The sequence below is a fragment of the Roseateles saccharophilus genome, from assembly GCF_031458095.1.
GTDB lineage: Bacteria > Pseudomonadota > Gammaproteobacteria > Burkholderiales > Burkholderiaceae_C > Pelomonas > Pelomonas saccharophila_A.
Map to the genome: position 1 here is coordinate 1,128,190 of NZ_JAVDXU010000001.1, position 23,116 is coordinate 1,151,305.

21 protein-coding genes are annotated in these 23,116 nt (G+C 67.9%); 8 read left to right on the forward strand and 13 right to left on the reverse strand.

Annotated features, from left to right (window positions below):
• Positions 1-83 precede the first annotated feature (83 nt).
• The gene (locus J2X20_RS05140; RefSeq protein WP_409034132.1) at positions 84-1,082 is read right to left on the reverse strand and encodes an RluA family pseudouridine synthase; all 999 of its coding nucleotides are present in this window, start codon (positions 1,080-1,082) and stop codon (positions 84-86) included.
• Positions 1,083-1,125: 43 nt separating this feature from the next.
• Between J2X20_RS05140 and J2X20_RS05145 the strand changes: the two genes are divergently transcribed.
• Positions 1,126-1,941, forward strand: a complete 816-nt coding sequence (locus J2X20_RS05145) for an outer membrane protein assembly factor BamD (protein WP_310261777.1) — start codon at positions 1,126-1,128, stop codon at positions 1,939-1,941.
• A 248-nt stretch (positions 1,942-2,189) separates the two neighbouring features.
• Here the strand turns inward: J2X20_RS05145 and J2X20_RS05150 are convergent, their stop codons facing one another.
• A complete protein-coding gene (locus J2X20_RS05150; RefSeq protein WP_310265113.1) occupies positions 2,190-4,151 on the reverse strand; it encodes a DNA repair helicase YoaA in 1,962 nt (653 codons plus the stop codon).
• Positions 4,152-4,493: 342 nt separating this feature from the next.
• Entirely contained in the window at positions 4,494-4,697 is a 204-nt protein-coding gene (locus J2X20_RS05155) for a YdcH family protein (RefSeq protein ID WP_310261781.1), read from the reverse strand.
• Positions 4,698-4,758: 61 nt separating this feature from the next.
• Here J2X20_RS05155 and J2X20_RS05160 point away from each other — a divergent pair, with 61 nt between their 5' ends.
• Positions 4,759-5,529, forward strand: coding sequence for a PP2C family protein-serine/threonine phosphatase (locus J2X20_RS05160; RefSeq protein WP_025564417.1), 771 nt, complete (start codon positions 4,759-4,761; stop codon positions 5,527-5,529).
• On the opposite strand, the gene J2X20_RS05165 is transcribed toward J2X20_RS05160, so the two are convergent.
• The 5 genes from J2X20_RS05165 to J2X20_RS05185 all read right to left on the reverse strand — a co-directional run bounded on the left by J2X20_RS05165 (position 5,526) and on the right by J2X20_RS05185 (position 12,917).
• A complete protein-coding gene (locus J2X20_RS05165; protein ID WP_310261789.1) occupies positions 5,526-6,113 on the reverse strand; it encodes a hypothetical protein in 588 nt (195 codons plus the stop codon). The genes J2X20_RS05160 and J2X20_RS05165 overlap by 4 nt on opposite strands.
• Positions 6,110-7,210, reverse strand: coding sequence for a cell division protein ZapE (zapE, locus tag J2X20_RS05170; RefSeq protein ID WP_310261792.1), 1,101 nt, complete (start codon positions 7,208-7,210; stop codon positions 6,110-6,112). The genes J2X20_RS05165 and zapE overlap by 4 nt, the downstream gene beginning before the upstream one ends.
• A 52-nt stretch (positions 7,211-7,262) precedes the next feature.
• Entirely contained in the window at positions 7,263-8,684 is a 1,422-nt protein-coding gene (gene lpdA / locus J2X20_RS05175) for a dihydrolipoyl dehydrogenase (RefSeq protein ID WP_310261795.1), read from the reverse strand.
• 18 nt (positions 8,685-8,702) lie between these two features.
• The gene (gene odhB / locus J2X20_RS05180) at positions 8,703-9,971 is read right to left on the reverse strand and encodes a 2-oxoglutarate dehydrogenase complex dihydrolipoyllysine-residue succinyltransferase (RefSeq protein ID WP_310261800.1); all 1,269 of its coding nucleotides are present in this window, start codon (positions 9,969-9,971) and stop codon (positions 8,703-8,705) included.
• A gap of 90 nt (positions 9,972-10,061) precedes the next feature.
• Entirely contained in the window at positions 10,062-12,917 is a 2,856-nt protein-coding gene (locus J2X20_RS05185; protein ID WP_310261804.1) for a 2-oxoglutarate dehydrogenase E1 component, read from the reverse strand.
• Between the two features lie 298 nt (positions 12,918-13,215).
• Here J2X20_RS05185 and J2X20_RS05190 point away from each other — a divergent pair, with 298 nt between their 5' ends.
• Positions 13,216-14,058: an isopenicillin N synthase family dioxygenase gene (locus J2X20_RS05190; RefSeq protein ID WP_310261806.1), complete on the forward strand. Its 843-nt coding sequence runs from the start codon at positions 13,216-13,218 to the stop codon at positions 14,056-14,058.
• 44 nt (positions 14,059-14,102) lie between these two features.
• On the opposite strand, the gene J2X20_RS05195 is transcribed toward J2X20_RS05190, so the two are convergent.
• Both J2X20_RS05195 and J2X20_RS05200 read right to left on the reverse strand, forming a co-directional pair.
• Positions 14,103-14,696 carry a 3'-5' exonuclease gene (locus tag J2X20_RS05195; RefSeq protein ID WP_310261809.1) on the reverse strand — a complete coding sequence of 198 codons (594 nt, stop codon included), beginning with the start codon at positions 14,694-14,696 and terminating at the stop codon, positions 14,103-14,105.
• Positions 14,697-14,764: 68 nt separating this feature from the next.
• Complete coding sequence (locus J2X20_RS05200; protein WP_310261811.1) at positions 14,765-15,331, reverse strand: DUF1579 domain-containing protein; 567 nt, start codon at positions 15,329-15,331, stop codon at positions 14,765-14,767.
• Between the two features lie 47 nt (positions 15,332-15,378).
• Here J2X20_RS05200 and J2X20_RS05205 point away from each other — a divergent pair, with 47 nt between their 5' ends.
• The gene (locus J2X20_RS05205) at positions 15,379-15,789 is read left to right on the forward strand and encodes a winged helix-turn-helix transcriptional regulator (RefSeq protein WP_310261813.1); all 411 of its coding nucleotides are present in this window, start codon (positions 15,379-15,381) and stop codon (positions 15,787-15,789) included.
• Positions 15,790-15,792: 3 nt separating this feature from the next.
• Here J2X20_RS05205 and J2X20_RS05210 read toward each other — a convergent pair whose 3' ends face one another.
• The gene (locus J2X20_RS05210) at positions 15,793-16,443 is read right to left on the reverse strand and encodes a dihydrofolate reductase family protein (protein WP_310261817.1); all 651 of its coding nucleotides are present in this window, start codon (positions 16,441-16,443) and stop codon (positions 15,793-15,795) included.
• 121 nt (positions 16,444-16,564) lie between these two features.
• A complete protein-coding gene (locus tag J2X20_RS05215; protein ID WP_310261819.1) occupies positions 16,565-17,608 on the reverse strand; it encodes a hypothetical protein in 1,044 nt (347 codons plus the stop codon).
• Between the two features lie 65 nt (positions 17,609-17,673).
• Here J2X20_RS05215 and pdxR point away from each other — a divergent pair, with 65 nt between their 5' ends.
• The 4 genes from pdxR to J2X20_RS05235 are packed head-to-tail and all read left to right on the forward strand — an operon-like array spanning position 17,674 to position 22,606.
• Positions 17,674-19,122 (forward strand): MocR-like pyridoxine biosynthesis transcription factor PdxR, encoded by a 1,449-nt coding sequence (pdxR, locus tag J2X20_RS05220; protein ID WP_310261822.1) that lies wholly within the window; start codon positions 17,674-17,676, stop codon positions 19,120-19,122.
• A gap of 8 nt (positions 19,123-19,130) precedes the next feature.
• Positions 19,131-19,421 (forward strand): hypothetical protein, encoded by a 291-nt coding sequence (locus J2X20_RS05225; protein WP_310261825.1) that lies wholly within the window; start codon positions 19,131-19,133, stop codon positions 19,419-19,421.
• Between the two features lie 57 nt (positions 19,422-19,478).
• Positions 19,479-21,047 carry an ABC transporter substrate-binding protein gene (locus tag J2X20_RS05230; protein WP_310261827.1) on the forward strand — a complete coding sequence of 523 codons (1,569 nt, stop codon included), beginning with the start codon at positions 19,479-19,481 and terminating at the stop codon, positions 21,045-21,047.
• Positions 21,044-22,606 carry an ABC transporter substrate-binding protein gene (locus J2X20_RS05235; RefSeq protein WP_310261830.1) on the forward strand — a complete coding sequence of 521 codons (1,563 nt, stop codon included), beginning with the start codon at positions 21,044-21,046 and terminating at the stop codon, positions 22,604-22,606. Before J2X20_RS05230 ends, J2X20_RS05235 begins: the two co-directional genes overlap by 4 nt.
• Before the next feature lie 35 nt (positions 22,607-22,641).
• Here J2X20_RS05235 and J2X20_RS05240 read toward each other — a convergent pair whose 3' ends face one another.
• Complete coding sequence (locus J2X20_RS05240) at positions 22,642-23,016, reverse strand: nuclear transport factor 2 family protein (RefSeq protein WP_310261832.1); 375 nt, start codon at positions 23,014-23,016, stop codon at positions 22,642-22,644.
• Positions 23,017-23,116 lie beyond the last annotated feature (100 nt).

Genomic DNA, 23,116 nt, shown 5'->3' on the forward strand with positions numbered 1-23,116 from the left:
TGCTGACCGCGCGGGTCGCGCCCCATCTTGTCGACTTCGGGGCGCGCTGGCTGCCACGACAACCGAGATGCATTGTAGCCATGTCAGTCGGGCAGGTCGGCAGCAGCGATTTCGGCCCACGCGGCGGCCATGTCCGCGGGCAGCGGCGCGGTCAGCACCAGGGCCTCGCCCGAGACCGGATGGGTGAAGGACAGGCGCGCCGCATGCAAGGCCTGGCGCGCCAGGCCCAGGGCGGGTGCGCCGCCGTACAGCGTGTCGGCCACCATGGGGTGGCCACTGTGCATCAGGTGCACGCGGATCTGGTGGGTGCGGCCGGTGTGCAGCACGCAATGCACGGCACTGATCGGCCGGCCATTCACCTCACCCACGCCGAGCGGGAAGAAGTCGGTGCGCGCCGGCTTGCCCAGGTTGGCGGGGGCGATGGCCATCTTGACGCGCGACACCGGATCCCGGCGCATGGCCTGGTCGACCGTGAAGTCCTCCTCGATGCGCCCCCAGGCCAGGGCCAGGTATTCGCGGTGCACCTCGCGCGCGGCGATGACGCGGCTCAGGGCCGTGACGGCCTCCAGCGTCTTGCCGACGACCATCAGGCCGCTGGTGTCCTTGTCCAGGCGGTGCACGATGCCGCCGCGCGGCAGCGTGGCCGCGGCGGGGTGGTGGGCCAGCAGGCCGTTCATCAGCGTGCCCGACCAGTTGCCCGCGGCCGGGTGCACGACCAGCCCGGCCGGCTTGTTGACGACGGCCAGGTGCTCGTCCTCAAAGACGAAGTCCAGGGCCATGGCCTCGGCGCGGAAGGCGCGGCTCTCGTCGGTGGGCTGCAGCTCGATTTCAACGCGCTGGCCGGCCCGCAGCTTGTGGGCGGCCTTGGTCAGCAGCTTGCCATCCACCGTCACGCAGCCGCGCTCGATGAGGGCCTGCAGATGGTTGCGCGAGAACTCCGGCGCCTGCGTTGTCAGCCAGCGATCCAGGCGCTCGCCATGGCCGCTGGCGTCGACTTCCGCGGCACGCCGCTCGGCCTCGCCAACATCCTCGGCATCCTGCTCGAAGTCCTGTGGACCCCCCACCCTATACTCCGCGTCCATTGTTCTCCGTGACCAGCCGGCAGCACCGCCGTCGACTTCAGACATGTTTGTTGAGAAATTCAAGGCCGGCCGCATCGTCGCCGGCGCTGTGCTGATGGCCCTTGCCCTGGGCCTGAGTGGCTGCGGCTCCACGGCCAAGGAGGATCCGAACTCCCAGGCGGCACTGGACAAATTGTATGCAGACGCCAAGGACGACCTGAACGCCGGCAGCTACGACCGCGCGATCAAGTCCCTGGAGAAGATCGAAGGCCGCGCCGCCGGCACCACCATGGGCCAGCAGGCGACGCTGGACCTGGCCTGGGCCTACTACCGCACGGCCGAGCGCGCCCAGGCGATCTCGACACTGGACCGCTTCATCAAGCTCAACCCCTCCAGCCCGGCGATGGACTATGCCCTGTACATGAAGGGCATCGTCAATTTCAACGAGGACCTCGGCCTGTTCGGCCGCATCGCCAACCAGGACGTGTCCGAGCGCGACCAGCAGGCCTCGCGTGAAGCCCTGCTGGCCTTCCGCCAGCTCGTCGAGCAATTCCCCGAGTCCAAATACTCGGCCGAGGCGACGACCCGCATCAACTTCATCACCAACACCTTGGCGGCCTACGAGATCCACGTCGCGCGCTACTACTTCAACCGCAAGGCCTATGTGGCCGCGGCCAACCGCGCCCAGGGCGCCGTAGCGGAGTTCCAGTACGCGCCTGGCATCGAGGAAGGCCTGTTCATCATGGGCGAGAGCTATGACAAGCTCGGCCTGACCCAGCTGCGCGACGACGCCCGCCGCGTGCTGGACAAGAACTTCCCCGACAGCGTCTACGCCACGGGCAACGCGAACAAGCGCAAACCGTGGTGGCAGCTCTGGTAAGTTGAATTGAACGGGCCGCTCAGGCCCGTTTTCTATTCCGGGCCGAGCGCCGGGCCGCTCCCAAGCCGGCCCGACTGGCGATGCCGCGAGCATTGCCGTCCCCGCGGGGGCTGAGGCTGGACACGGCAAGTCCTGTGGACTGGGTGTGCCTGCCGAAGAGCAGCCGCTCCGTCGGCTGCGCGGTCTGCAAGACCGACCAGACTCGCTCGCGTTCAGCGATGCGAGTCTGGGCGCGGGGCAGTTTCACTTCAGGCCCGTTCTTCATTCAGGCGCTGCAACCACTCCAGCGCCTCGGCCTCGTTGGCCACCGGTGTCATCGGCGGCAGGGCTGCGCGCAGGCGGCGGCCATAGTTCATGCCCGCCATGCGCGGGTCGCAGACCACCAGCAGGCCGCGGTCGGTCTCGGTGCGGATCAGCCGCCCGGCGCCCTGCTTCAGCGCAATCGCCGCCTCGGCAACGAAATACTCGGCGAAGGCATTGCGCCCCTGCGCCTCCAGGCGCTGCACGCGCGCCTCCACGAGGGGATCGTTGGGCGGCGGGAAGGGCAGTTTGTCGATGACGACGCATTGCAGCGCATCACCCGGCACGTCGATGCCTTCCCAGAAGCTGGCCGAGCCGACCAGCACGGCGGCCGGGTTCTCGAGAAAGCGTTGCAGCAGCATGCGTTTGGGCATGCTGCCCTGCTGCAGCACGGCGATGGCGTCGCCCGCCTCCTCGAAGCGCTCGCGCAGCGCATCGGCCACGGTCTGCAGATTGCGCAGCGTCGTCGTCAGCACAAAGGTGCGGCCACCCAGGGCGCGCGCCAGCCGCGAGGCCAGCAGCGCGACGCTGGCCGGATGGCTGGGCTCGGCAGGCTTGGGAAAGCCGCGCGGCACATAAAGGCGCGCATGGGCCGGATAGTCGAAGGGGCTGCCGACGCGCAGCACTTCGGCGTCGCTGAGCCCGGCCGGCTCGGTGAACCAGGTCAGGCCCTCGTCGTCGCCCAGCGTGGCCGAGGTGAACACCCAGGCCTTGGGTGGGCCTTCGAGCTGCTGCTGCATGGCCTCACGGATGTCCAGCGGCGACTCGACCAGGCGGGCCGAATGCGGGCTGATGTCGATCCAGCGTACGTCGCCCGGGTCGGGCTGGGCGGCGAAGGTCTTGGCCAGCTCGCGCAGCTCCAGGGCACGCTCGCAGAGGCGGGCAAAGTCGGGCGCCGCATCGCGCACGGCGGTCAGGGCCTCGAGGGCGGCCGCGGTGGCCTGCTCGACACCGGCCAGGGCTGCCGCGAAGCCGGGCTGTGTCGCCCTCTCCTTCCAGCCCAGCTTCAGCGTGCCGCGCAGCTCGCGGCCGGCGGTGGCCAGCGGCCCCGCAGCCGCCAGGCGCAGCTCGCGCGCGGCCTTCTCGACGCCGGCTTGCAGGCCCTGCCAGTCATGCACGCCGCGGGCATGGGCCAGGCCCTGGGCCAGGGTGTCGCGGGCGAAATCGATCAGCGAGGCCGTGCCCAGCACCGTGCCGAGGAATTGAACGCCGGCTTCGGCCAGCTGGTGGGCTTCGTCGAAGATGGCGATCTCGACACTGGGCAGCAACTCGGCGACACCGGTATCGCGCAGCGTCATGTCGGCGAAGAAGAGGTGGTGGTTGACGACAACAACGTCGGCATCCATGGCCTCGCGCCGCGCCTTCACCACGTAGCAGGCCTTCCAGTCGGGGCACTCCTGGCCCAGGCAGTTCTCGCGGCTGGAGCTGACGATGGGAATGATGGGTGAGCGCTCGTCCAGGCCGTCGATCTCGGCAAAGTCGCCCGTCGTCGTGCCCAGGGCCCAGCGCTCGATGCGCGCCAGCGACAGGGCCGTGCGCCGGTCGGGAAATTCGCCCGAGACGCGCGCCTCCTTCATGCGGTGCAGACAGAGGTAACTGCCGCGGCCCTTCAGCAGGGCCAGGCGCACCGGCGTGTTCAGCGCCTTCATCAGCCGCGGCAGGTCGCGCATGAAAAGCTGGTCCTGCAGGCTCTTGGTGGCCGTGCTGATCAGGGTCCGGCTGCCGGCCAGCAGGGCCGGCACGAGATAGGCAAAGGTCTTGCCGACGCCGGTGCCGGCCTCGACGACCAGGGCCCGGCGGCGCGCCAGGGCGCGGGCGACGGCCCGGCTCATCTGCAGCTGGGGCTCACGGGGCTTGTAGCCGGCATCCAGCCGCGCCAGCGGGCCGTCGACGTCGAAGGCGGCCAGCACGGCCTGTTCGAGTTCGTCGGCGGGAGGCGGGGCGGGAGGGGTGGCCTGATCGAGGGCGTCGAGCCAGTCGTCAATGGAGTGTGTTTGCACGCCGGTCATGGCCCCCGTTGCCCCGCAAAAGCCGTGGATGCAAGGCGCAAACCGCTGCCGGGCTCGCCGCCCGGCGAGGATTTGCAACGCCGCAGACGCTGTTTTTGCGGGGCAACCCGAAGGGCAAGGCAGCCCAGCGACGCACTCGTTGTTGCGCGACTGGTGCAGGCACCCGGCCTGCACTGCGTCGCACGTCTAGATTGCGTCGCTGGGCTGCCTTGCGGGCGCCATGACCGGCGCGCAAACACACTCCTAGGCGAGGTCATCGGGTTCCGAGGTCGCCTCCAGCCGGGCAATCATGTCCTTCAAGGCCAGGCGGCGCTTTTTCAGCCGCTGCAGTGCCAACTCGTCCACCGGCGGTTGTTCGACCAGTCGGTCGATCATTGCGTCGAGGTCGGCATGCTCCATGCGCAACTCGATGAGCCGCCGCGGCAACGAGTGAAGTTCTTCATCCATCCGGGGTTTACGAGTGCAGGCGGCGACGGGGCGAAAGCGGCTGGCCCAGTATAGTTTTCGCATGGCCTCTCCCACCGCCGTCGGATTCCGACTCACAGCCGCCACCGGCACCCATCGCGGTGACCGGGCCTATCAGCAGGACCAGGTGGCCGTCATCGCCCATCCACGCGTTGCGGGTTGCGTGATGGGCATCGTGGCCGACGGCATGGGCGGCAAGAGCGGCGGGCGCAAGGCAGCCGACCAGGTCATCCTGACGGCGCAGCAGCTCTTCGAGCGCTATTCGCCCGAGGACGAGTTGCCGGCCGAACTGCTCAGCCAGATCGCCGCCGAGGCGCATCTGATGATCAAGCTGACGGCCATCTCCGCCGAGGAGGAGCCGCACAGCACCATCGCCGGCTTCGTCATCACCAGCGACCGCTGCGCCCACTGGATCCACTCCGGCGACTCGCGCATCTACTGGTTCCGTGGCGCCCGCCTCGTCAAGCGCTCCATGGACCATTCCTATGTGCAGCGCCTCGTCGACGAGGGCCAGCTGACCGAGGCCGAGGCCAGCTCCCACCCGCAGAGCAATCTGCTGACGGCCTGCCTGGGCACGGTACAGGATCCGACCTCGACGTCGGAGCGCTTCGAAGGCCTGGAGGTCGGCGACACGCTGATGTGCTGCAGCGACGGCCTCTGGCACTACTTCACCGCCCAGGAGCTGGGCAGCGTGCTCTACAGCCTGCCGCCGCGCGAAGCGGCCGAGTTGCTGGTCAGCAAGGCGCGCCAGCGCGCGCGGGGCGGCGGCGACAACCTGTCCATCGCCATCGTCAAGCTCGAAAACCTCGACTAATTCTTCGACGCTGCGGACGCGCCCGGCAAAGGCAGGGGCGCAGCCGCGGGCTTGGTACGGTTCCTCAACCTGGCCTCATGCTCGGCAAGGCGCTGCTGCTGGCGTTGCTGGCGCGCTTCGGCCTGCTCGCGCCGTTTGGCGGCCTCGGCATCGGCCTTGTGCTCGGCTTTCAGGCGAGTCTGCTCGGCGGCCTGCGGGCTGAGGGCCTTGGGCGTGCGGGCTGGCGCTGAGGCGGGTGGCGCCGAAGGCGGTGCCATCAGCAGCTTCTCGCGCTTCTGCCCCTCATCCTGGGCCGCAGCGAGCTCACGCTCCCGCACGCGCTGCGTCTGGGCCGCCGAGCGCTCGCGCCGCTCTTCGGCCGCCAGCTCATGCTCACGTTTGACCAGCGGCGCCAGCGCGTCGTGACGGCGGCGGCGCACATCGTCCAGGCAGGCCGACACCGAAAACTGCTGTTGACACGCCGCCTTCTCGCGATCGAAGCGCTGCTCGACGGCGGCACGCTGGGCCGCGACTTCGCTTCGCGTGGCCGGTTGGGCCGCAGCGGCAGTGGCGATCAGGGCAAGGATCAGGGGGCGCAGGCTCATGTCAGCGAAGTATCGACCTCGCGGCGGGCGAGCGCGAGGTACTCGGCTGATCTCATTTCCTGCAAACGCGACACGGTGCGCGGGAATTCATGGGCCAGCGGGCCCTCGGTATAGAGCTGTTCCGCCGGCACGGCGGCCGAGATGATGAGCTTGACGCGGCGGTCGTAGAGCACATCCACCAGCCAGGTGAAACGGCGCGCCTCGCTGGCCAGGCGCACGGGCATCTCGGGCACCTCGGACAGGATGACGGTGTGGAACTGGCTGGCGAGCTCCAGGTAGTCGTTCTGCGAACGCGGGCCGCCACAAAGGGTTGCGAAATCGAACCAGACGACACCGCCGGCGCGCCGCCGCGCATAGAGGGCGCGGTGCTCGATCATCAGCTTGCGGTCCTCGTCCTGGGCCTCCGCGAGCGATTCGAAAGCCTGGGTCAGCGCCGCCTCGGTGTCATCGTTCAGCGGCGTCAGATAGAGGTTCATGTCCTCCAGCGTGCGGCGCCGGTAATCGGTGCCGGCGTCGACGTTGATGACCTCGAGGTTGGCCTTCAACAGCTCGATGGCCGGCAGGATGCGGTCGCGGTGCAGGCCGTTGGGATAGAGCTCGTCCGGGTGGAAGTTGGACGTCGTGACGATGCTGACGCGATTGCGGAACAGCGCGTCCAGCAGGCGGTGCAGGATCATCGCGTCGGTCACGTCGGCGACGTGGAACTCGTCGAAGCAGATCAGCCGGAACTTGCGCGCAATGCGCTTGCCGAGTTCCTCCAGCGGGTCGGCGATGCCCTTGAGCTCCTGCAGCTCACGGTGCACCTCGCGCATGAACTCGTGGAAGTGCAGCCGCGTCTTGCGCTGCAGCGGCACGGCCTGGAAGAAGCAGTCCATCAGGAAGCTCTTGCCCCGCCCCACGCCACCGTACATATAGACGCCGCGCGGGATGGGCGGGCGCACCAGCAGCTTGGTGACCGCATTGGCGCGGCGGGCCTTGTAGCTGGCCCACTCGTCCTGGCAGCGCTGCAGCGACGCAATCGCGCGCAGCTGCGCCTCGTCGGCCGTGAAGCCGCGCTCGGCGAGAGTCTGCTGATAAAGCTCGGTGACGGTGGTCATGGCAAAAAAAGGGGCGACTGCATGGCCGCCCCTTGTTGCTCTCGCTTCTCGATCAGAAGTTCAGCGTGCGCTTGTCGACGGCCAGCGCGGCTTCCTTGGTCGCCTCGCTCAGCGACGGATGCGCGTGGCAGATGCGGGCGATGTCCTCGGCCGAGGCCTTGAACTCCATCGCGACGACCGCTTCCGAGATCAGCTCGGACGCGAACGGGCCGATGATGTGCACGCCCAGGATCTCGTCGGTCTTGGCATCGGCCAGGAACTTGACGAAGCCGGTCGTGTCGCCCAGAGCCCGCGCCCGGCCATTGGCCAGGAAGGGGAACTGGCCGGCCTTGTAGGCCACGCCTTCGGCCTTGAGCTGCTGCTCGGTCTTGCCGACCCAGGCGATCTCGGGGCTGGTGTAGATGACCCAGGGGATGGTGTTGAAGTTGACGTGGCCATGCTGGCCGGCCATGCGCTCGGCCACGGCCACGCCTTCTTCCTCGGCCTTGTGCGCCAGCATGGGGCCGCGCACCACGTCGCCGATGGCCCAGACGCCCGGCAGATTGGTCTTGCAGTCGTCATCGACGACGATGGCGCCACGCTCGTCCAGCTTCAGGCCGACGGCTTCAGCGCCCAGGCCGATGGTGTTGGGAACCCGGCCGATGGAGACGATCAGCTTGTCGATCTCCAGCGTCTTGGCCTCGCCCTTGGCATCGGTGTAGGCGACGCTGACACCCTTCTTCGAGCTCTTGACCTCGCCGACCTTGACGCCGAGCTGGATGTCCAGGCCCTGCTTCTTGAAGACCTTGGCGGCCTCCTTGGCGACGCTCTCGTCCACCGCGCCGAGGAAGGCCGGCAGGCCTTCCAGCACGGTCACTTCAGCGCCCAGGCGGCGCCAGACCGAGCCCATTTCCAGGCCGATGACGCCGGCGCCGATCAGGCCCAGCTTCTTGGGCGTGGTGCCGACGCGCAGCGCGCCGTCGTTGGACAGGATGTTCTCTTCGTCGAAGGGCACGCCGGGCAGGGCGCGGGCGTTGGAGCCGGTGGCGACGATGATCTGCTTGGAGGCGATGGTTTCCTCGCCGGCCTTGAGCTCATAACCGCCATCCTTGGCGGCGACGAAGGAGCCACGGCCGTGGAAGAAGGTGACCTTGTTCTTCTTGAACAGGTAGACGATGCCGTCGTTGTTCTGCTTCACGACCTGGTCCTTGCGGGCCAGCATCTTGGCGACGTCGATCTTGACGTTGTCGGCCGTGATGCCGTGGTCGGCGAAGTGGTGGTTCAGCTGCTCGTAATGCTCGCTGGACTGCAGCAGGGCCTTGGACGGGATGCAGCCGACATTGGTGCAGGTGCCGCCGAGGGCGGGGCCGCCCTTGTCGTTCTTCCACTCGTCGATGCAGGCCACGTTCATGCCCAGCTGGGCCGCGCGGATGGCGGCGATATAGCCGCCGGGGCCGCCGCCGATGACGACGACGTCGAATTGCTTGGTAGTCATGCTCGTCTGTCCTTTGGCTTAGATGTCGAACAGCAGGCGAGCGGGGTCTTCCAGCGCTTCCTTCATCGTCACCAGGCCCAGCACGGCTTCGCGGCCGTCGATGATGCGGTGGTCATAGGACATGGCGAGGTAGTTGATGGGGCGCACCACGACCTGGCCGTTCTCGACGACGGCACGGTCCTTGGTGGCGTGCACGCCCAGGATGGCCGACTGCGGCGGGTTGATGATGGGCGTGGACAGCATGGAGCCGAAGACGCCGCCATTGGAGATGGAGAAGGTGCCGCCCGACAGGTCGTCCAGCGACAGCTTGCCGTCCTTGGCCTTCTGGCCGAACTCGGCGATCTTCTTCTCGATGTCGGCGAAGCTCATCTGGTCGACATTGCGCAGCACCGGCACGACGAGGCCGCGCGGCGAGCCGACGGCGATGCCGATGTCGAAGTAGCCGTGGTAGACGATGTCGTTGCCGTCGACCGAGGCGTTCAGCACCGGGTACTTCTTCAGCGCGGCGACCGCGGCCTTGACGAAGAAGCTCATGAAGCCGAGCTTGACGCCGTGTTCCTTCTCGAACTTCTCCTGGAACTTCTTGCGCATCTCCATGACCGGGGCCATGTTGACTTCGTTGAAGGTGGTCAGGATGGCGTTGGTGGCTTGCGACTGCAGCAGGCGCTCGGCGATGCGGGCGCGCAGGCGGGTCATGGGCACGCGCTGCTCGGGGCGGTCGCCCAGGTTCTGCTGGACAGGCGCGGCCACGGCCGGCAGGGGCTTGGCGACGGCGGGCGTGGCGGGCACGACCAGAGGAGCCGCTGCAGCAGCGGGCTTGGCACCGGCAGCCAGGGCGTCGCCCTTGGTCACGCGGCCGTCCTTGCCGGAGCCGGCGACGTCGGTCGCGGCCAGGCCCTTCTCGGCCAGGATCTTGGCGGCGGCGGGCATGGCCACGTCGCCCTTGTTGCCACCGGTGGCGGCAGCCGGCGCAGCAGGCGCAGCAGCGGCAGCAGCAGGCGCGGCGATCGAGGCCGTCGTGGCGGGCGCGGCGACGCCGGCCTTGCCTTCGGTGTCGATCTTGGCGAGCAATTGCTGGCTGGTGACAGTGCTGCCGTCAGCGACGCCGATCTCGGCCAGCACGCCGGAGGCGGGTGCGGGGACTTCGAGCACGACCTTGTCGGTCTCGATCTCGACGAGGGTCTCGTCGACAGTGACGGCTTCGCCGGGCTTCTTCTTCCAGGTCAGCAGCGTGCCCTCGGAAACGGATTCGGAAAACTGGGGAACTTGGACGTCAACGATGGCCATGGTGTGAGGCTCCGTGTTCTTTATTCGGTGTGATGCGGTGCAGGCGCGAACGAGCGCAGCGCCATCGGGAGGGCGCTGCGTGCTGCGGTCTTATTTGGTGAGGATGAAGCCCTTGAGCTTGGCGAAAGCCTGATCCAGCAGCGCCTTTTGCTGCTCCTGGTGCAGGTGGGCATAGCCACAGGCCGGGCTGGCGCTGGCCGGGCGGCCGGCGTAGCCGAGCTTCTGGCCTTCCGTCATGTTCTCGTGCACATAGTGCTGCACGAAGAACCAGGCACCCTGGTTCTGCGGCTCGTCCTGGCACCAGACGATGTCGGTCGCGTTCGGATACTTCTTCAGCTCGGCCGCGAAGGCCTTGTGCGGGAAGGGATAGAGCTGCTCGACGCGGACCACGGCCACGTCATTGGCCTTCTTCTCGGCACGCGCCTTGACGAGGTCGTAGTAGACCTTGCCCGAGCAGACGATGACGCGCTTGACCTTGTCGCCCACGATGTCGGCGCTCTGCTCACCGATGATGGTCTTGAACTCCCCCTTGGTGAAGTCCGACAGCGGCGAGGTCGCATCCTTGGCGCGCAGCAGGCTCTTGGGCGTCATGATGACCAGGGGCTTGCGGAACATGCGCAGCATCTGGCGGCGCAGCACATGGAAGATCTGGGCAGCGTTGGTCGGCTGCACGATCTGCATGTTGTTGTCCGCGGCCAGCTGCATGAAGCGCTCCAGGCGGGCCGAGCTGTGCTCGGGGCCCTGGCCTTCGTAGCCGTGCGGCAGCATCATGGTCAGGCCGTTGGAGCGGCCCCACTTCACTTCGCCGGAGGCGATGAACTGGTCGATGACGACCTGGGCGCCGTTGACGAAGTCGCCGAACTGGGCTTCCCAGATGGTCAGCGTGTTGGGCTCGGCGGCGGCGTAGCCGTATTCGAAGCCCAGCACCGCTTCTTCCGACAGGATGGAGTCGATGACGGTGAAGGGGGCCTGGCCTTCGGCGACGTTCTGCAGCGGGATGTAGGTGCCGGCATCCCAGTTGGCACGGTTCTGGTCGTGCAGCACGGCATGGCGGTGGGTGAAGGTGCCGCGGCCGCTGTCCTCACCGGACAGGCGCACCGGGTAGCCCGAGGCCACCAGCGACGCGAAGGCCATGCTCTCGCCCATGCCCCAGTCGATGTTGCTCTCGCCGCGGCCCATGGTGGCGCGGTCGGCGTAGAGCTTGGCGACGAGGTTGTGGGGCGCGAAGTCCTTGGGCAGCGTCGTCAGCTTTTCGGCCAGGCGCTTCCACTCGGTGACGGGGATGGCGGTGTCGCAGTTGTCCGTCCACTTCTTGCCCAGGAAGGGCGACCAGTCGGTGGCGAACTTGCTCTTGAAGTTGGTCAGCACCGGGTCGACGGTGTGGCGGCCTTCGTCCATGGCGGCGCGATAGGTCTTGACCATCTCGTCCGGGCCCTCGGCGGGCAGCACGCCCTGGGCGACCAGCTTGTCGCCATAGACCTTGCGCGTGCCGGGGTGGGCGGCGATCTTCTTGTACATCAGCGGCTGGGTCAGGGCCGGCGTGTCCTGCTCGTTGTGGCCCAGCTTGCGGAAGCAGACGATGTCCAGGACGACGTCCTTCTTGAACTCGACGCGGTAGTCCATGCACAGCTGCGTGGCCCACACGACGGCTTCGGGGTCGTCGCCGTTCACGTGCAGCACCGGGGCCTCGATCATCTTGACGACGTCGGAGCAGTACCAGGTGGAGCGCAGGTCGCGCGGGTCGCTGGTGGTGAAGCCGATCTGGTTGTTGATGACGATGTGGACCGTGCCGCCCGTGCGGTAGCCGCGGGTCTGGGCCATCGCCAGGGTTTCCTGCACGACGCCCTGGCCACCGAAGGCCGCGTCACCGTGCACCAGCACCGGCAGCACCTGGGCACCGGCGCTGTCGCCACGCCGGTCCTGGCGGGCGCGCACGCTGCCTTCAACGACCGGGTTGACGATTTCCAGGTGGGAGGGGTTGAAGGCCAGGCTCAGGTGCACCGGGCCGCCAGGCGTGGACACGTCGGAGCTGAAGCCCTGGTGGTACTTCACGTCACCGGCGGGCAGGTCCTCGGCGGCCTTGTGCTCGAACTCGGCGAACAGGTCGGCGGGCATCTTGCCCAGGGTGTTGACCAGCACATTCAGGCGGCCGCGGTGGGCCATGCCGATGACGATCTCCTGCACGCCGCGCTCGCCGCCGCGCTGGATCACCTCGTCCATGGCGGCGATGAAGCTCTCGCCGCCTTCCAGCGAGAAGCGCTTCTGGCCGACGTATTTGGTGTGGAGGAAGCGCTCCAGGCCTTCGGCCGCGGTCAGGCGGTCGAGGATGTGCTTCTTCTCTTCGGCGGTGAAGGTGGGCTTGCCGCGCGCCTTCTCCAGGCGCTCCTGCCACCAGCGCTTCTCGGCCGGGTCGGAACCGTGCATGAATTCGGAACCGATGCTGCCGCAATAGGTCTCGCGCAGGGCCTGCACGATCTGGCGCAGCGTCATCGTCTCGCCACCGAAATAGCTGTTCACGGCGCTGAACGAGATGTCCATGTCGGACTCGGTCAGGTCGTAGAACGCGGGGTCGAGTTCGGGAATCTTGGGGCGCTCGGCGCGCTTGAGGGGGTCCAGCTCCGCCCAGCGGTTGCCGAGGAAGCGGTAGGCCGCGATCAGCGACTGGACATGGACCTGCTTGCGGGCGACGGCGAGGTCGGCGCTGCTGGCCTTGTTGGCGAAGGCATTGGCCTTGGCGCGTTGGGCGAAAGACTCGATGACCGGGGCATGGGCCACGTCACGTGACTCGCTGCCGTCCACGGCCGGGACATGCTGCAGCGCATCGAAATATGTGCGCCAGTTGTCCGGGACGGAACCGGGGTTGTCGAGGTAAGCCTCGTACATCTCCTCCACGTACGGGGCATTGCCACCGAACAGGTAGGAGTTCGACCTGTATTGCTGCATCATCTTTCGCTCACCTCATACCCCGGTTTCCAGGGAGTTGGCTGGTTGAAGAACCTTCCGCGACACGGCTCGACCGGTTGGCGGATTGCGACCCACCTCTGCTGTCGCCAGCAAAAGGGACGGGAAGGACCGAAAAGTCTCAGGGGCCGAACTCTAGCACCCCGGGTTTGCCCGACAAGCTGCGTGGGATGCGACAAAGTTCACTGTTCGCTGTAGGCAAAAGTTGACTGCCCCGTAAACTTGGCACCCGCGACAGCCCCGCGATTGAATGGCTGCGCCACGGGACAACAAGGAATCCCACATGCAAGTCCAGGTCGTCGATTACCGCGCGCCCGACGCGGCCGAGAAGTTCACCCGCTCCCTGCACGAGACGGGCTTCGGCGTGCTGACCAACCACCCCATCCGCCAGGCCCTGGTCGAGAAGATCTATGCCGACTGGCTGGCCTTCTTCAACGGCGACGGCAAGGACGCCTACGCGTTCTCCAAGGAAACCCAGGACGGCTGGTTCTCCACCGAGATTTCCGAAACTGCGAAGGGTTCCAAGCAGAAGGACATCAAGGAGTACTTCCACATCTATCCCTGGGGCCGCATCCCGCCCCAGCTGAAGGAAGACGCCCTCACCTACTACCGCGAGGCCAATGCGCTGGCCGAGGAACTGCTGAGCTGGGTCGAGAAGTACACGCCGCCCGACATCGCCAGCCGCTACCGCGAGCCGCTGTCCAACATGATCAAGGGCAGCACCAAGACCCTGCTGCGCGTACTGCGCTATCCGCCGTTGACCGGCAACGAGCCGGCCGGCTCCATCCGCGCCGCGGCCCATGGCGACATCAACCTGCTGACCATCCTGCCCGCCGCCAACGAGCCGGGCCTGCAGGTGCTGGGCAAGGACGAGCAGTGGCACGACGTGCCCTGCGACTTCGGCACGCTGACCATCAACATCGGCGACATGCTGCAGGAGGCGTCCGAAGGCTATTACCCGTCGACCCAGCACCGCGTCGTCAACCCGACCGGCGAAGGCGCCAAGAAGAGCCGGGTGTCGCTGCCCCTCTTCCTGCATCCGCGCGACAACGTGGTGCTGAGCGATCGCTACACGGCGGACAGCTATCTCAATGAGAGGCTGCGCGAGCTGGGTGTGAAGACGTGAGGCAGGCCGTCTTCAACAGCAAAGGGCGCCATGGGCGCCCTTTTTCATGGGGCCGTCATCGCCTGCAGCGCCCGATACACCAGCAGCGAAGCATGCGCGTCGTTGGCCGCGTACTGCAGCTGCTGGGGACTGAGCTTGCGATTGGCCCAGTTGGACGTGGTGACCTTCTTGGACTTGGGCATGCGCTGCCCCAGCACGACGGCGACGGCGACTTTGAGGCCGACGGCCTGCTTGAAACCCAGGCGCCTCACCATGTGGGAGACGTCGACGCCACCGCTCAGCTGCACGCCCAGCTTGCGGTGCAGGGGCACGCGGTCGGAGACGATGCCGAAACCCACCTTGGCGATGGCGTCGGACTCCAGCATGGCGCGCAGGAAGTCTGCGGTCTCCGGCGCTTCCGTGTGCACGATGAAGGCGTGCTCCGTGGTGGCGAACTGCACGATATGCGGCCCGGTCTGCTCACCGCCGGCGACGAACATGGGTTTGGTCTCGGTGTCGAAGCCCACATGCCCAGCGCGGCGAAGCTCGGTCTCGGCGAACACGCATTGGTCCGCGCTGCGAAGCACGTGGATGCGCTCGAGCGGCAGCGCCGGGTAGGCCGGCAAGGCCGCGATCTGTTCGCTGGTGGGTCTCTCCATCGCCGCAGTATGCAGGGGCGGCTCCCTGCCTCCACAGATCTGATGTCAGCGGCCCTGGCCAGTGCGCATCAGGCGCGCGTATCCACCGCCACCCAGTTGAGCTCCCAGGTCTTGCCGCCATCGGCGGAGAACGCCTGCTCGAAGTGGCGGCGCTCAGGGCTCAGGGACTCGATGACGAAGCGCACCAGGATGGGCCGGCCGTTGAAGTCCTCGGCGCCGTAGAACAGGCCCCGCGGGCTGCCGCCGAAACCACCCACCATGGGCGCGGCGAGCGTGCCGGAGGCGGCGTTGGAGAAGTTGAGCGTCCAGCGCCGGTTCTGCACCTCGAAGAGCCGCAGCGACAGGCCCTGGATGCGCCCCTCGGGGCCGGCCACATCGAGCTCCACGAGGTTGGCGCGGCCACCCAGGATGGGACGCACCAGGCTCGTGCCGGAATACTCGGCCCACAGGTCCGATCCGCTCAGCGGTCGCAGGCGACGGCGCAGTGAGGTGCGCCAGCTGCCGTGCTCGAAGTCGAAATCCTGCGGCTGGCCGGCCGGCGTCGCGGGCAGCGTGGGCGCGGCGACGGCACCAGCAGCGGCACCGGCAGTAGCGAGCGCAGCGACGGCGGTGCGGCGGGTGGGTGATGCGGGCATGGGCTTGCTGGGGTGACTAGACTGACCGATCCACTCTACGCAGCCCCATGCCCACCGCCAAGAAGGCACCTGCAGGTAACCGCCCCCGCCGGGCTCGTGGCAACGCCATCCCGGGCTGCGCGCTGACGGCCGCGCTGGCGGCCATCGGCGGCCGCTGGAAGCTCTTCGTCGTGTACCGCCTGGCCGGCGGTCCCTTGCATTTCGCCGCGCTGCGGCGCCGCCTGCCCGAGGTGTCGGCCAAGGTGCTGGCCGAGCAGCTGCGCGAGCTGCAGGCCGACGGCCTCGTCAGCCGCGAGCGCACCGGGCCCGTACCTGCCGTCGTGCGCTATGCCCTCACGCCGCACGGGCTATCGGTGCTGCCGGTGGCCGAAGCCATCCGCGGCTGGGGCCTGGCGCATCAGGCGGAGTTCGCATCCGGGACGCGTGATGTCGCCCCTGACGCGCGCGCCGCCTGCTGAAGCTCAGCCCGACCTCGCCATCACCACATGCAGGGCCTGCGCCGTGCCCACACGCTCGGTGACACGCCAGCCCATGGCAGGCAGGTCCAGACCGGCCAGCAGTGCCTCACCGCTGCCAAGCAGCACCGGCGACATGGCCAGATGCATCTCGTCGATCAAACCGGCCTGCAGAAACTGGCGGATGGTCGAGACGCCGCCGCCGATGCGCACGTCCTTGCCGGCGGCCGCTTCCTTGGCGCGCCGCAGCGACGCCTCGATGCCTCCGGTCACGAAATGGAAGACCGTGCCGCCCTCCATCTCCAGCGGCGGCCGCTCGTGGTGGCTCAGCACGAACACCGGCACGTGATAGGGCGGGTTGGACCCCCACCAGCCCTTCCAGCTCTCGTCCGGCCAAGGGCCGCGCACCGGGCCGAACATATTGCGGCCAAGGATCCAGGCGCCGACGTTTTCGAAGCTGCGCGCCGCAAAGCGATCGTCGGCGTCCGTGCTCCCGTCCTCCCCGCCTCCGACCATCCGCTGGAAGGTGCGGGTCGGGAGGAACCATTCATGCAGGCCCTCGCCGCCCACGCCCAGCGGCGCTTGCAGGCTCTGGCGGGGTCCGGCCCCGAAACCGTCGAGGGAAATGCTGAAGGCGGCAACTCTGACCTTGGACATCTTGAACTCTCCTGTCGTGTAGCGTGACCGGGCGACGCCTCGGCGAGGCGCACCGTCCTGAAGGAAGGGCATGACGGCGCCATCATCCTGGTTTGAACAAAGTCATGGCCTGGCTCCCCTGTCAATTGCCGGTGATCCGCAGGCCGCACAGGCCCGCCACGATCGCGACCGACACACTGGCCGACACCGCCAGCCCCGCCAGCCAGACACGGTTGACGCCCGCCGGCGGCCGGCCATGCGCCAGCAGCACGCTGCGCAGGCCGCAGCACAGATGCGCGAGCACGCAGAACACGCCCAGCGCATAGTGCGGCAACAGGCGGATGTTCCAGGCGTCCAGCAGCAGGCCCTGCGGCGCGCCGGAAGCCCAGGCCCAGTCCGTCGCAATGCCCTGCAGTGCGCGCGCCGACACCAGGGCCGAGTTCATGTGCGTGAGCAGGAAGAAGCCGAGGTAGACACCCGTCGCCACCTGCACGGCGCGGTAGCCATCCATGCGCTGCCGGCTCCAGCGCCAGGCCAACCGGCTGCCGAGGCTGAGTTGCAGCAACAGCAGCGCCACCAACATGGCCTCCACCGCAGGCAGGCGGTAGACGCCGCGCCCGACCTTCATGACCGCGGCATGCGCCTGCGGCCCGAGCAGGCCGAACAGGTGGTTGGCGAGGTGGAACGCGACGAAGGCCAGCAGCATCGCCGCCAACAGGCCGTGGGCGACGCGCGCGGTCGCGTCCGCAGGCTGGGCGGCAGGGGGCTCGACCCTGCGCGAGCCTGCCCACGCCCACAGGCCGGCGGTCAGCCACGCCACCACCCAGGCCAGTGGCTCGGCAACCGGGCGGCCCAGCACACTCAACAGGAAGGCGCAGAACACGAACAGCGGCGGCGCCGCCACGCTCATCAGCGCCAGCCGGCGCGTGCGCAGCTCGAAAGCCGAGCCGGGCACCGCACCGGCTGCACGCAGCCACAGCAACGCCGCGAGCAGCGGCATGGCGAAGGCGGCCAGCAGCGGCAGCGCGGCGAGTGGCCACTGCGGGCCGCTGGCATGGAAGGCCCGCAACCAGAAGGGATAGGCCATCGCAGCCAAGGCCGGCGCGAGAGCCACGGCCTGGCGGGCCGCCGGGACGGGAGCCGGCGTGCCAAGCCCGTCGTCAGATGATCGAAGCTGCATGTCCATGGCTGCAACTCTCCCGGAGAATGGCCTGCTCAAACAGAGCCAAATCCTCGCGAATTGACTGGGCCATGACTCAACTGCCACCGCCGTCCCCGCTGGGTGCGCTGCGCCTTGAAGCCGCGTCGGCCCAGCCGCTGCAGGAGCAGGTCTACCAGCGCATCCGCGAGGCCATCGCTGAAGGCCGACTGGCGCCCGGCGAGCGCCTGCCGTCCACGCGCAGCCTGGCAGCCCAGCTCAACGTGGCCCGCGGCACGGTCGACGCGGCCTACGGGCGGCTGGCGGGCGAGGGCTGCGTCCTGGGCCGCGGAGCGGCCGGCACCGTCGTGGCGCCCAGCCTCCGGCCGGCCAACCTGGCGCCCGCCCGGGTGCCTGCCGTTGCGCAGCCTGCGGCGTTCACCCTGCCCGACGACTACCTCTGGCCGTTTCGCGGCGGCCTGCCGGCGCTGGACCTGTTCCCGCGCACGCTGTGGGCCAGCCTGACGGCCAGCGCGGCACGACGTCTGGACGCCCAGCGCTTCTGCTACCCCGACCCGCGCGGCCTGCCGGAATTGCGCGCTGCCATCGCGGCCTATCTGCTGGTGTCGCGCGGCATTGCCTGCGACTCCGCCCAGGTTTTCGTCACGGCCGGCTATCAGGCCGCGCAGCAACTGGTCGTGGGCCTGGTGGCGCCGCCGGGCGCGGAGGTCTGGTTGGAGGACCCCGGTTATCGCTTCGCCCGCCGGGCGCTGGAGGCGGCGCAGCTGCGGCTGGCCTTCATCCCGGTCGATGCGGCCGGCATGGACGTGGTCTACGCTCGGCAACACCACCCGGCCGCCTGGCTGGCCGTCGTCACGCCCGGCCACCAGAGCCCGCTCGGCGTGGCGCTCTCGGCCCAGCGCCGCCAGGCCCTGCTGGATTGGGCCCAGGCCGGCGATGCCTGGGTGCTGGAGGATGATTACGACAGCGAGTTCCACTATGTCGGGCGCAAGCCGGCGGCACTGAAGAGCATCGACCGGCACGACCGCGTGTTCTACGCGGGCAGCTTCAGCAAGACCCTGTTCCCCGGGCTGAGGCTGGGCTATCTCGTCGCGCCCGCCGCCTGGGTCGAGGCCGCGACCGCCGCGTGCGAACTCTGCCACCGCGGCCATGCCCAGCAGGAGCAGGCCGCCGTGGCCGCCTTCATGGCCGGCGGCCACTACGCCCGGCACCTGCGGCGCATGCGGCTGCGCTACGCCGAGCGCAGCGCGGCGCTGACCCGCGCACTGCAGCAGGAATTCGGCGGCAGCATCGAGCTGGCGGCTCCCGAAGGTGGGCTCACGCTGCTGGCCCGCTTGCCCGGGCGCGAGCCGGACACGGACCTGGTCTTGCGTGCTCGCACCCAAGGCTTGGCGCCGTCGGCACTTTCCGCCCATGCCGTACAGCACGAGGCGGGCCAGGGCCTGTTGATCGGCTTCACCAATGTCAGGCCCGAACAGGCGACCGAGGTGGCAAGCCGATTGCGGCAGGCGTTGCAGTCCGGGCCGTCTTGCGGCCCATGATTCCAGCCATGGACCCGACACGGATCATCCGGATCCACCCCGACGCGCCGCCCAAGCCGGGCCTCGGAGCACCCTGCAATGGCTGCGGCGTCTGCTGCCTGGCCGAGCCCTGCCCGCTGGGCGTCATCCTGAGCCGGCGCCTCAAAGGTGCATGCGTCGCCCTGCGCTGGGACGGTGCACGTTATGTGTGCGGCGCGCTAGCGGCACAGCCGAGCGGGCTGCGAGGCTGGCTGGTGAAGCGCTGGATTGCTGCCGGCGTCGGTTGCGATTGCTCACTCGAACCCGCGGGCAAGCCCTAGCGGACACCCGGGGGGGCGCGGCTACATTTTTCGGCTTCGACGCACCGAGGACGCCGCATGAAATCCCTGCTCCGACTCCTGCCCCTGCTGGCCGCGCTGACGCTTGGCGTGGCCACCGCCAACCCGCTGCGCTGGGCCGCGCAGAACGACATCCTGACGCTGGACCCGCATTCGCAGGACCACAACACCTCCAACGCCATCGGCGCCCATATCTACGAGGGCCTCACCCGGCTGGGCAAGGAGTACCGGCCCGAGCCGTCCCTCGCCACCAAGTGGACCTATCTCTCCCAGACGCAAGTGCGCTTTGACCTGCGCAAGGGCGTCAAGTTCCACGACGGCTCGCCCTTCACGGCCGACGACGTGGTCTTCAGCTTTGGTCGCATCACCCAGCCCCAGGGCACCAAGCAGACCTATGTGTCGGGCATCAAGGAGGTCAAGAAGATCGACGACCACACCGTCGACCTCCTCCTCGAGGCGCCGACGCCGATGCTGCTGCAGAACATCATCAGCTTCCCCATCATGAGCAAGGCCTGGTCGACCAAGAACAACACGACCAACACCCAGGACTACAAGGCCAAGGAGGAGAACTACGCCTCCCGCAACGCCAACGGCACCGGCCCCTACAAGCTGGTCAGCTGGCAGCCCGACCAGGCCGTCAAGATGGTGGCCAACAAGGACTGGTGGGACAAGAACCCGGGCAATGTCACCGAGCTGAGCTATCTGCCGATCAAGAGCGCGCCGACGCGCGTGGCCGCCCTGCTGTCGGGCGACGTCGACCTCGTCACCGACCTGCCGCCCCAGGATTTCTTCAAGCTCAAGGAGGAAGGCAAGGTCAAGCTGCTGGAAGGCTCGGAGATCCGCACCGTCTTTTTCGTCATGGACCAGGGCAGCGAGGAACTGCGCGAGTCCAGCGTCAAGGGCAAGAACCCCTTCAAGGACAAGCGCGTGCGCGAGGCCCTGAACCTGGCCCTGGACCGCGAGGCCATCAAGCGCAGCATCATGCGCGGCCTGTCGGTGCCGGCGGCGCTGATGATCGCGCCCGGCGTGAACGGCTATGACGCGGCCCTGGACGCACCGCTCAAGCCCGACCTCGACAAGGCCCGCAAGCTGCTGGCCGAAGCCGGCTACCCGCAAGGCTTCGAGGTACCGCTGCACTGCCCCAACAACCGCTATGTCAACGACGAGCAGGTCTGCCAGGCGGCGGTGTCGATGTGGGCCAAGATCGGCGTCAAGGTGAGGCTGATCGCCGCGCCCTTCTCCACCCACAGCCAGACCTTCCAGCGCGGCGAGTCGCCCTTCTACATGCTGGGCTGGGGCGTTTCCACCTATGACGCCCTCTACGGCATGCAGGCCTGGGGCCATACGCGCACCAATGGCGCCGACGGCAACTTCAACTTCGGCAAGGTCAGCGATGCCACGCTGGACGCGCTGATCCAGAAGATCAAGTTCGAGCCCGACGTGCCCAAGCGCAATGCCCTCATCAAGGAGGCCCTGCTGCGCATCCGCGATGAATACCTCTTCGTGCCCATCCACCACCAGATCCGACCCTGGGCCATGAAGCCGGGCGTGGACACCATCCACCGCTCGAATGACTATTTCGAGGCTCGCTACACGACTGTCAAGTGAGGATCCTCGCCGTCCTGGCCTGTGGGCTGTTCGCCGCCCTGTCGGCCGGCGCGGCTCCACTGCGCTGGGCGGCGCAGAACGACATCCTGACGCTGGACCCGCATTCGCAGAACCACACCACCTCGCTGACCATCGCCGCCCAGGTCTACGAAGGCCTGACGCGGCGCGGCGAGAACCACCAGCCCGAGCCCTCGCTGGCGACGCGCTGGACGTACATCTCGCCGACGCAGGTGCGCTTCGAGCTGCGACGCGGCGTCAAGTTCCACGACGGCAGCGCCTTCACGGCGGATGACGTCCTCTTCAGCTTCGCGCGCATCCGCGAGCCCCAGGGTGCGATGCAGGCCTATGTCTCGGGCATCCGCGAGATCCGCAAGCTCAACGACTACAGCATCGACGTGATGCTGGAGGCGCCGACGCCGCTGCTGCTGCAGAACCTCGTCAGCTTCTGCATCATCAGCCGGGCCTGGGCGCTGAAGAACAACGCCGGCCATGTCGAGGACTTCAAGGCCAAGGAGGAGGGCTACGCTTCGCGCAATGCCAATGGCACTGGTCCCTACAAGCTGGTCAGCTGGCAGCCCGACCAGGCCGTGCAGATGGTCGCCAACAAGGACTGGTGGGACAGCAACAAGGGCAACATCACCGAACTGAGCTATCTGCCTATCAAGTCGGCGCCCACGCGCGTGGCGGCCCTGCTGTCGGGGGATGTCGATCTCGTCACCGACGTGCCGCCCCAGGACTACCAACGCCTCAAGGCGGACGCCCGCCTCAAGCTGATGGAGGGCACCGAGGTGCGCACCGTCTTCTTCGCGATGGACCAGGCCAGCGACGAACTGCGCGACGCCAGCGTCAAGGGCAGGAACCCCTTCAAGGACAAGCGCGTTCGCGAGGCCCTGAACCTGGCCCTGGACCGCGAGGCCATCAGGCGCAGCATCATGCGCGGCCTGTCGGTGCCGGCGGCGCTGATGGTGGCGCCGGGCGTCAACGGCTACGACGCGGTCCTGGACACACCGCTGAAGGCCGACCCCGACAAGGCCCGCAGGCTGCTCGCCGAGGCCGGTTACCCGCAGGGCTTCGACGTGCCGCTGCGCTGCCCCAACAACCGCTACGTCAACGACGAGCAGATCTGCCAGGCGGCGGTGGCCATGTGGGCGCGCATCGGCGTGCGGGCGCGGCTCAATGCCCAGCCCATGAGCCTGCACATCCAGGCTCTGGAGCGCTTCGAGTCGCCCTTCTATCTGATCGGCATCGCCATGCCGACCTATGACGCCCACCAGGGCCTGCAGGGCTGGGGCCACAGCGTGGACTCGCGCGGCAACGGCGGCCAGAACTTCAGCCGTCTCGCCGACCCGACGCTGGATGCCCTTGTCGAGCGCATTCAGTTCGAGCCCGACGTCAGCGCGCGCAATGCGCTGATCCGCGAGGCCCTGCTGCGCGTGCGCGATGAATTCCTCTTCATCCCGGTGCACCACCAGATCCGGCCTTGGGCCATGAAGCCCGGCGTGCGGACCCTGCACCGTTCGAACGATACGTTTGAGGCGCGCTTCACCTCGGTCAACTAGCTCGAGTCTGCCTCGGTATCCGCACGCGAAGCGCTTCAATCGAAGTTGTGGGCGACGAAGGACGACTTGTTGGTGATCAGCCAGCTGCCCGCCAGCCGATGCAAGACGAAGTGATCGTTGAACAGCTTCTTCCCGATGCGCACCCTCACCGTGGCGGTGGACAGGCTGTCCGAGATGTTCTCGGTGCAGAGGATGGCCTCTTCTCTGGGCGCGCCAGTCGAGCGGGGACTCGGCCGCGCATGGATGAGCGCCGCATAGTCTGGCGCCGACAGGGTGTTGAGCTGGCCGTCCTGCAGCCATTGGACCAGGCAGCTCGGATGGAAGACCTGGTTGAAATCCCGGCTCTCGGGCTCGTAGGCCAGATGGAAATAGTCCTCGATCAAAGCGACGATGGCTTGGGTCTGTGTCATGGTTGGGTTTACTCAGTGGTCGAACGACCCACATGTTGAAAGCTCCTCCCGCCCTCGCCTACTGCGACGCGGTTATCGCAGCCATGATCGGAACGCATCG

Bases quoted from the DNA above. Each gene is read 5' to 3' on its own strand.
- J2X20_RS05140 (WP_409034132.1), bottom strand. From the start codon at position 1,082: ATGGACGCGGAGTATAGGGTGGGGGGTCCACAGGACTTCGAGCAGGAT.
- J2X20_RS05145 (WP_310261777.1), top strand. From the start codon at position 1,126: ATGTTTGTTGAGAAATTCAAGGCCGGCCGCATCGTCGCCGGCGCTGTG.
- J2X20_RS05155 (WP_310261781.1), bottom strand. From the start codon at position 4,697: ATGGATGAAGAACTTCACTCGTTGCCGCGGCGGCTCATCGAGTTGCGC.
- J2X20_RS05160 (WP_025564417.1), top strand. From the start codon at position 4,759: ATGGCCTCTCCCACCGCCGTCGGATTCCGACTCACAGCCGCCACCGGC.
- J2X20_RS05165 (WP_310261789.1), bottom strand. From the start codon at position 6,113: ATGAGCCTGCGCCCCCTGATCCTTGCCCTGATCGCCACTGCCGCTGCG.
- zapE (WP_310261792.1), bottom strand. From the start codon at position 7,210: ATGACCACCGTCACCGAGCTTTATCAGCAGACTCTCGCCGAGCGCGGC.
- lpdA (WP_310261795.1), bottom strand. From the start codon at position 8,684: ATGACTACCAAGCAATTCGACGTCGTCGTCATCGGCGGCGGCCCCGGC.
- odhB (WP_310261800.1), bottom strand. From the start codon at position 9,971: ATGGCCATCGTTGACGTCCAAGTTCCCCAGTTTTCCGAATCCGTTTCC.
- J2X20_RS05185 (WP_310261804.1), bottom strand. From the start codon at position 12,917: ATGATGCAGCAATACAGGTCGAACTCCTACCTGTTCGGTGGCAATGCC.
- J2X20_RS05190 (WP_310261806.1), top strand. From the start codon at position 13,216: ATGCAAGTCCAGGTCGTCGATTACCGCGCGCCCGACGCGGCCGAGAAG.
- J2X20_RS05195 (WP_310261809.1), bottom strand. From the start codon at position 14,696: ATGGAGAGACCCACCAGCGAACAGATCGCGGCCTTGCCGGCCTACCCG.
- J2X20_RS05200 (WP_310261811.1), bottom strand. From the start codon at position 15,331: ATGCCCGCATCACCCACCCGCCGCACCGCCGTCGCTGCGCTCGCTACT.
- J2X20_RS05205 (WP_310261813.1), top strand. From the start codon at position 15,379: ATGCCCACCGCCAAGAAGGCACCTGCAGGTAACCGCCCCCGCCGGGCT.
- J2X20_RS05210 (WP_310261817.1), bottom strand. From the start codon at position 16,443: ATGTCCAAGGTCAGAGTTGCCGCCTTCAGCATTTCCCTCGACGGTTTC.
- J2X20_RS05215 (WP_310261819.1), bottom strand. From the start codon at position 17,608: ATGGACATGCAGCTTCGATCATCTGACGACGGGCTTGGCACGCCGGCT.
- pdxR (WP_310261822.1), top strand. From the start codon at position 17,674: ATGACTCAACTGCCACCGCCGTCCCCGCTGGGTGCGCTGCGCCTTGAA.
- J2X20_RS05225 (WP_310261825.1), top strand. From the start codon at position 19,131: ATGGACCCGACACGGATCATCCGGATCCACCCCGACGCGCCGCCCAAG.
- J2X20_RS05230 (WP_310261827.1), top strand. From the start codon at position 19,479: ATGAAATCCCTGCTCCGACTCCTGCCCCTGCTGGCCGCGCTGACGCTT.
- J2X20_RS05240 (WP_310261832.1), bottom strand. From the start codon at position 23,016: ATGACACAGACCCAAGCCATCGTCGCTTTGATCGAGGACTATTTCCAT.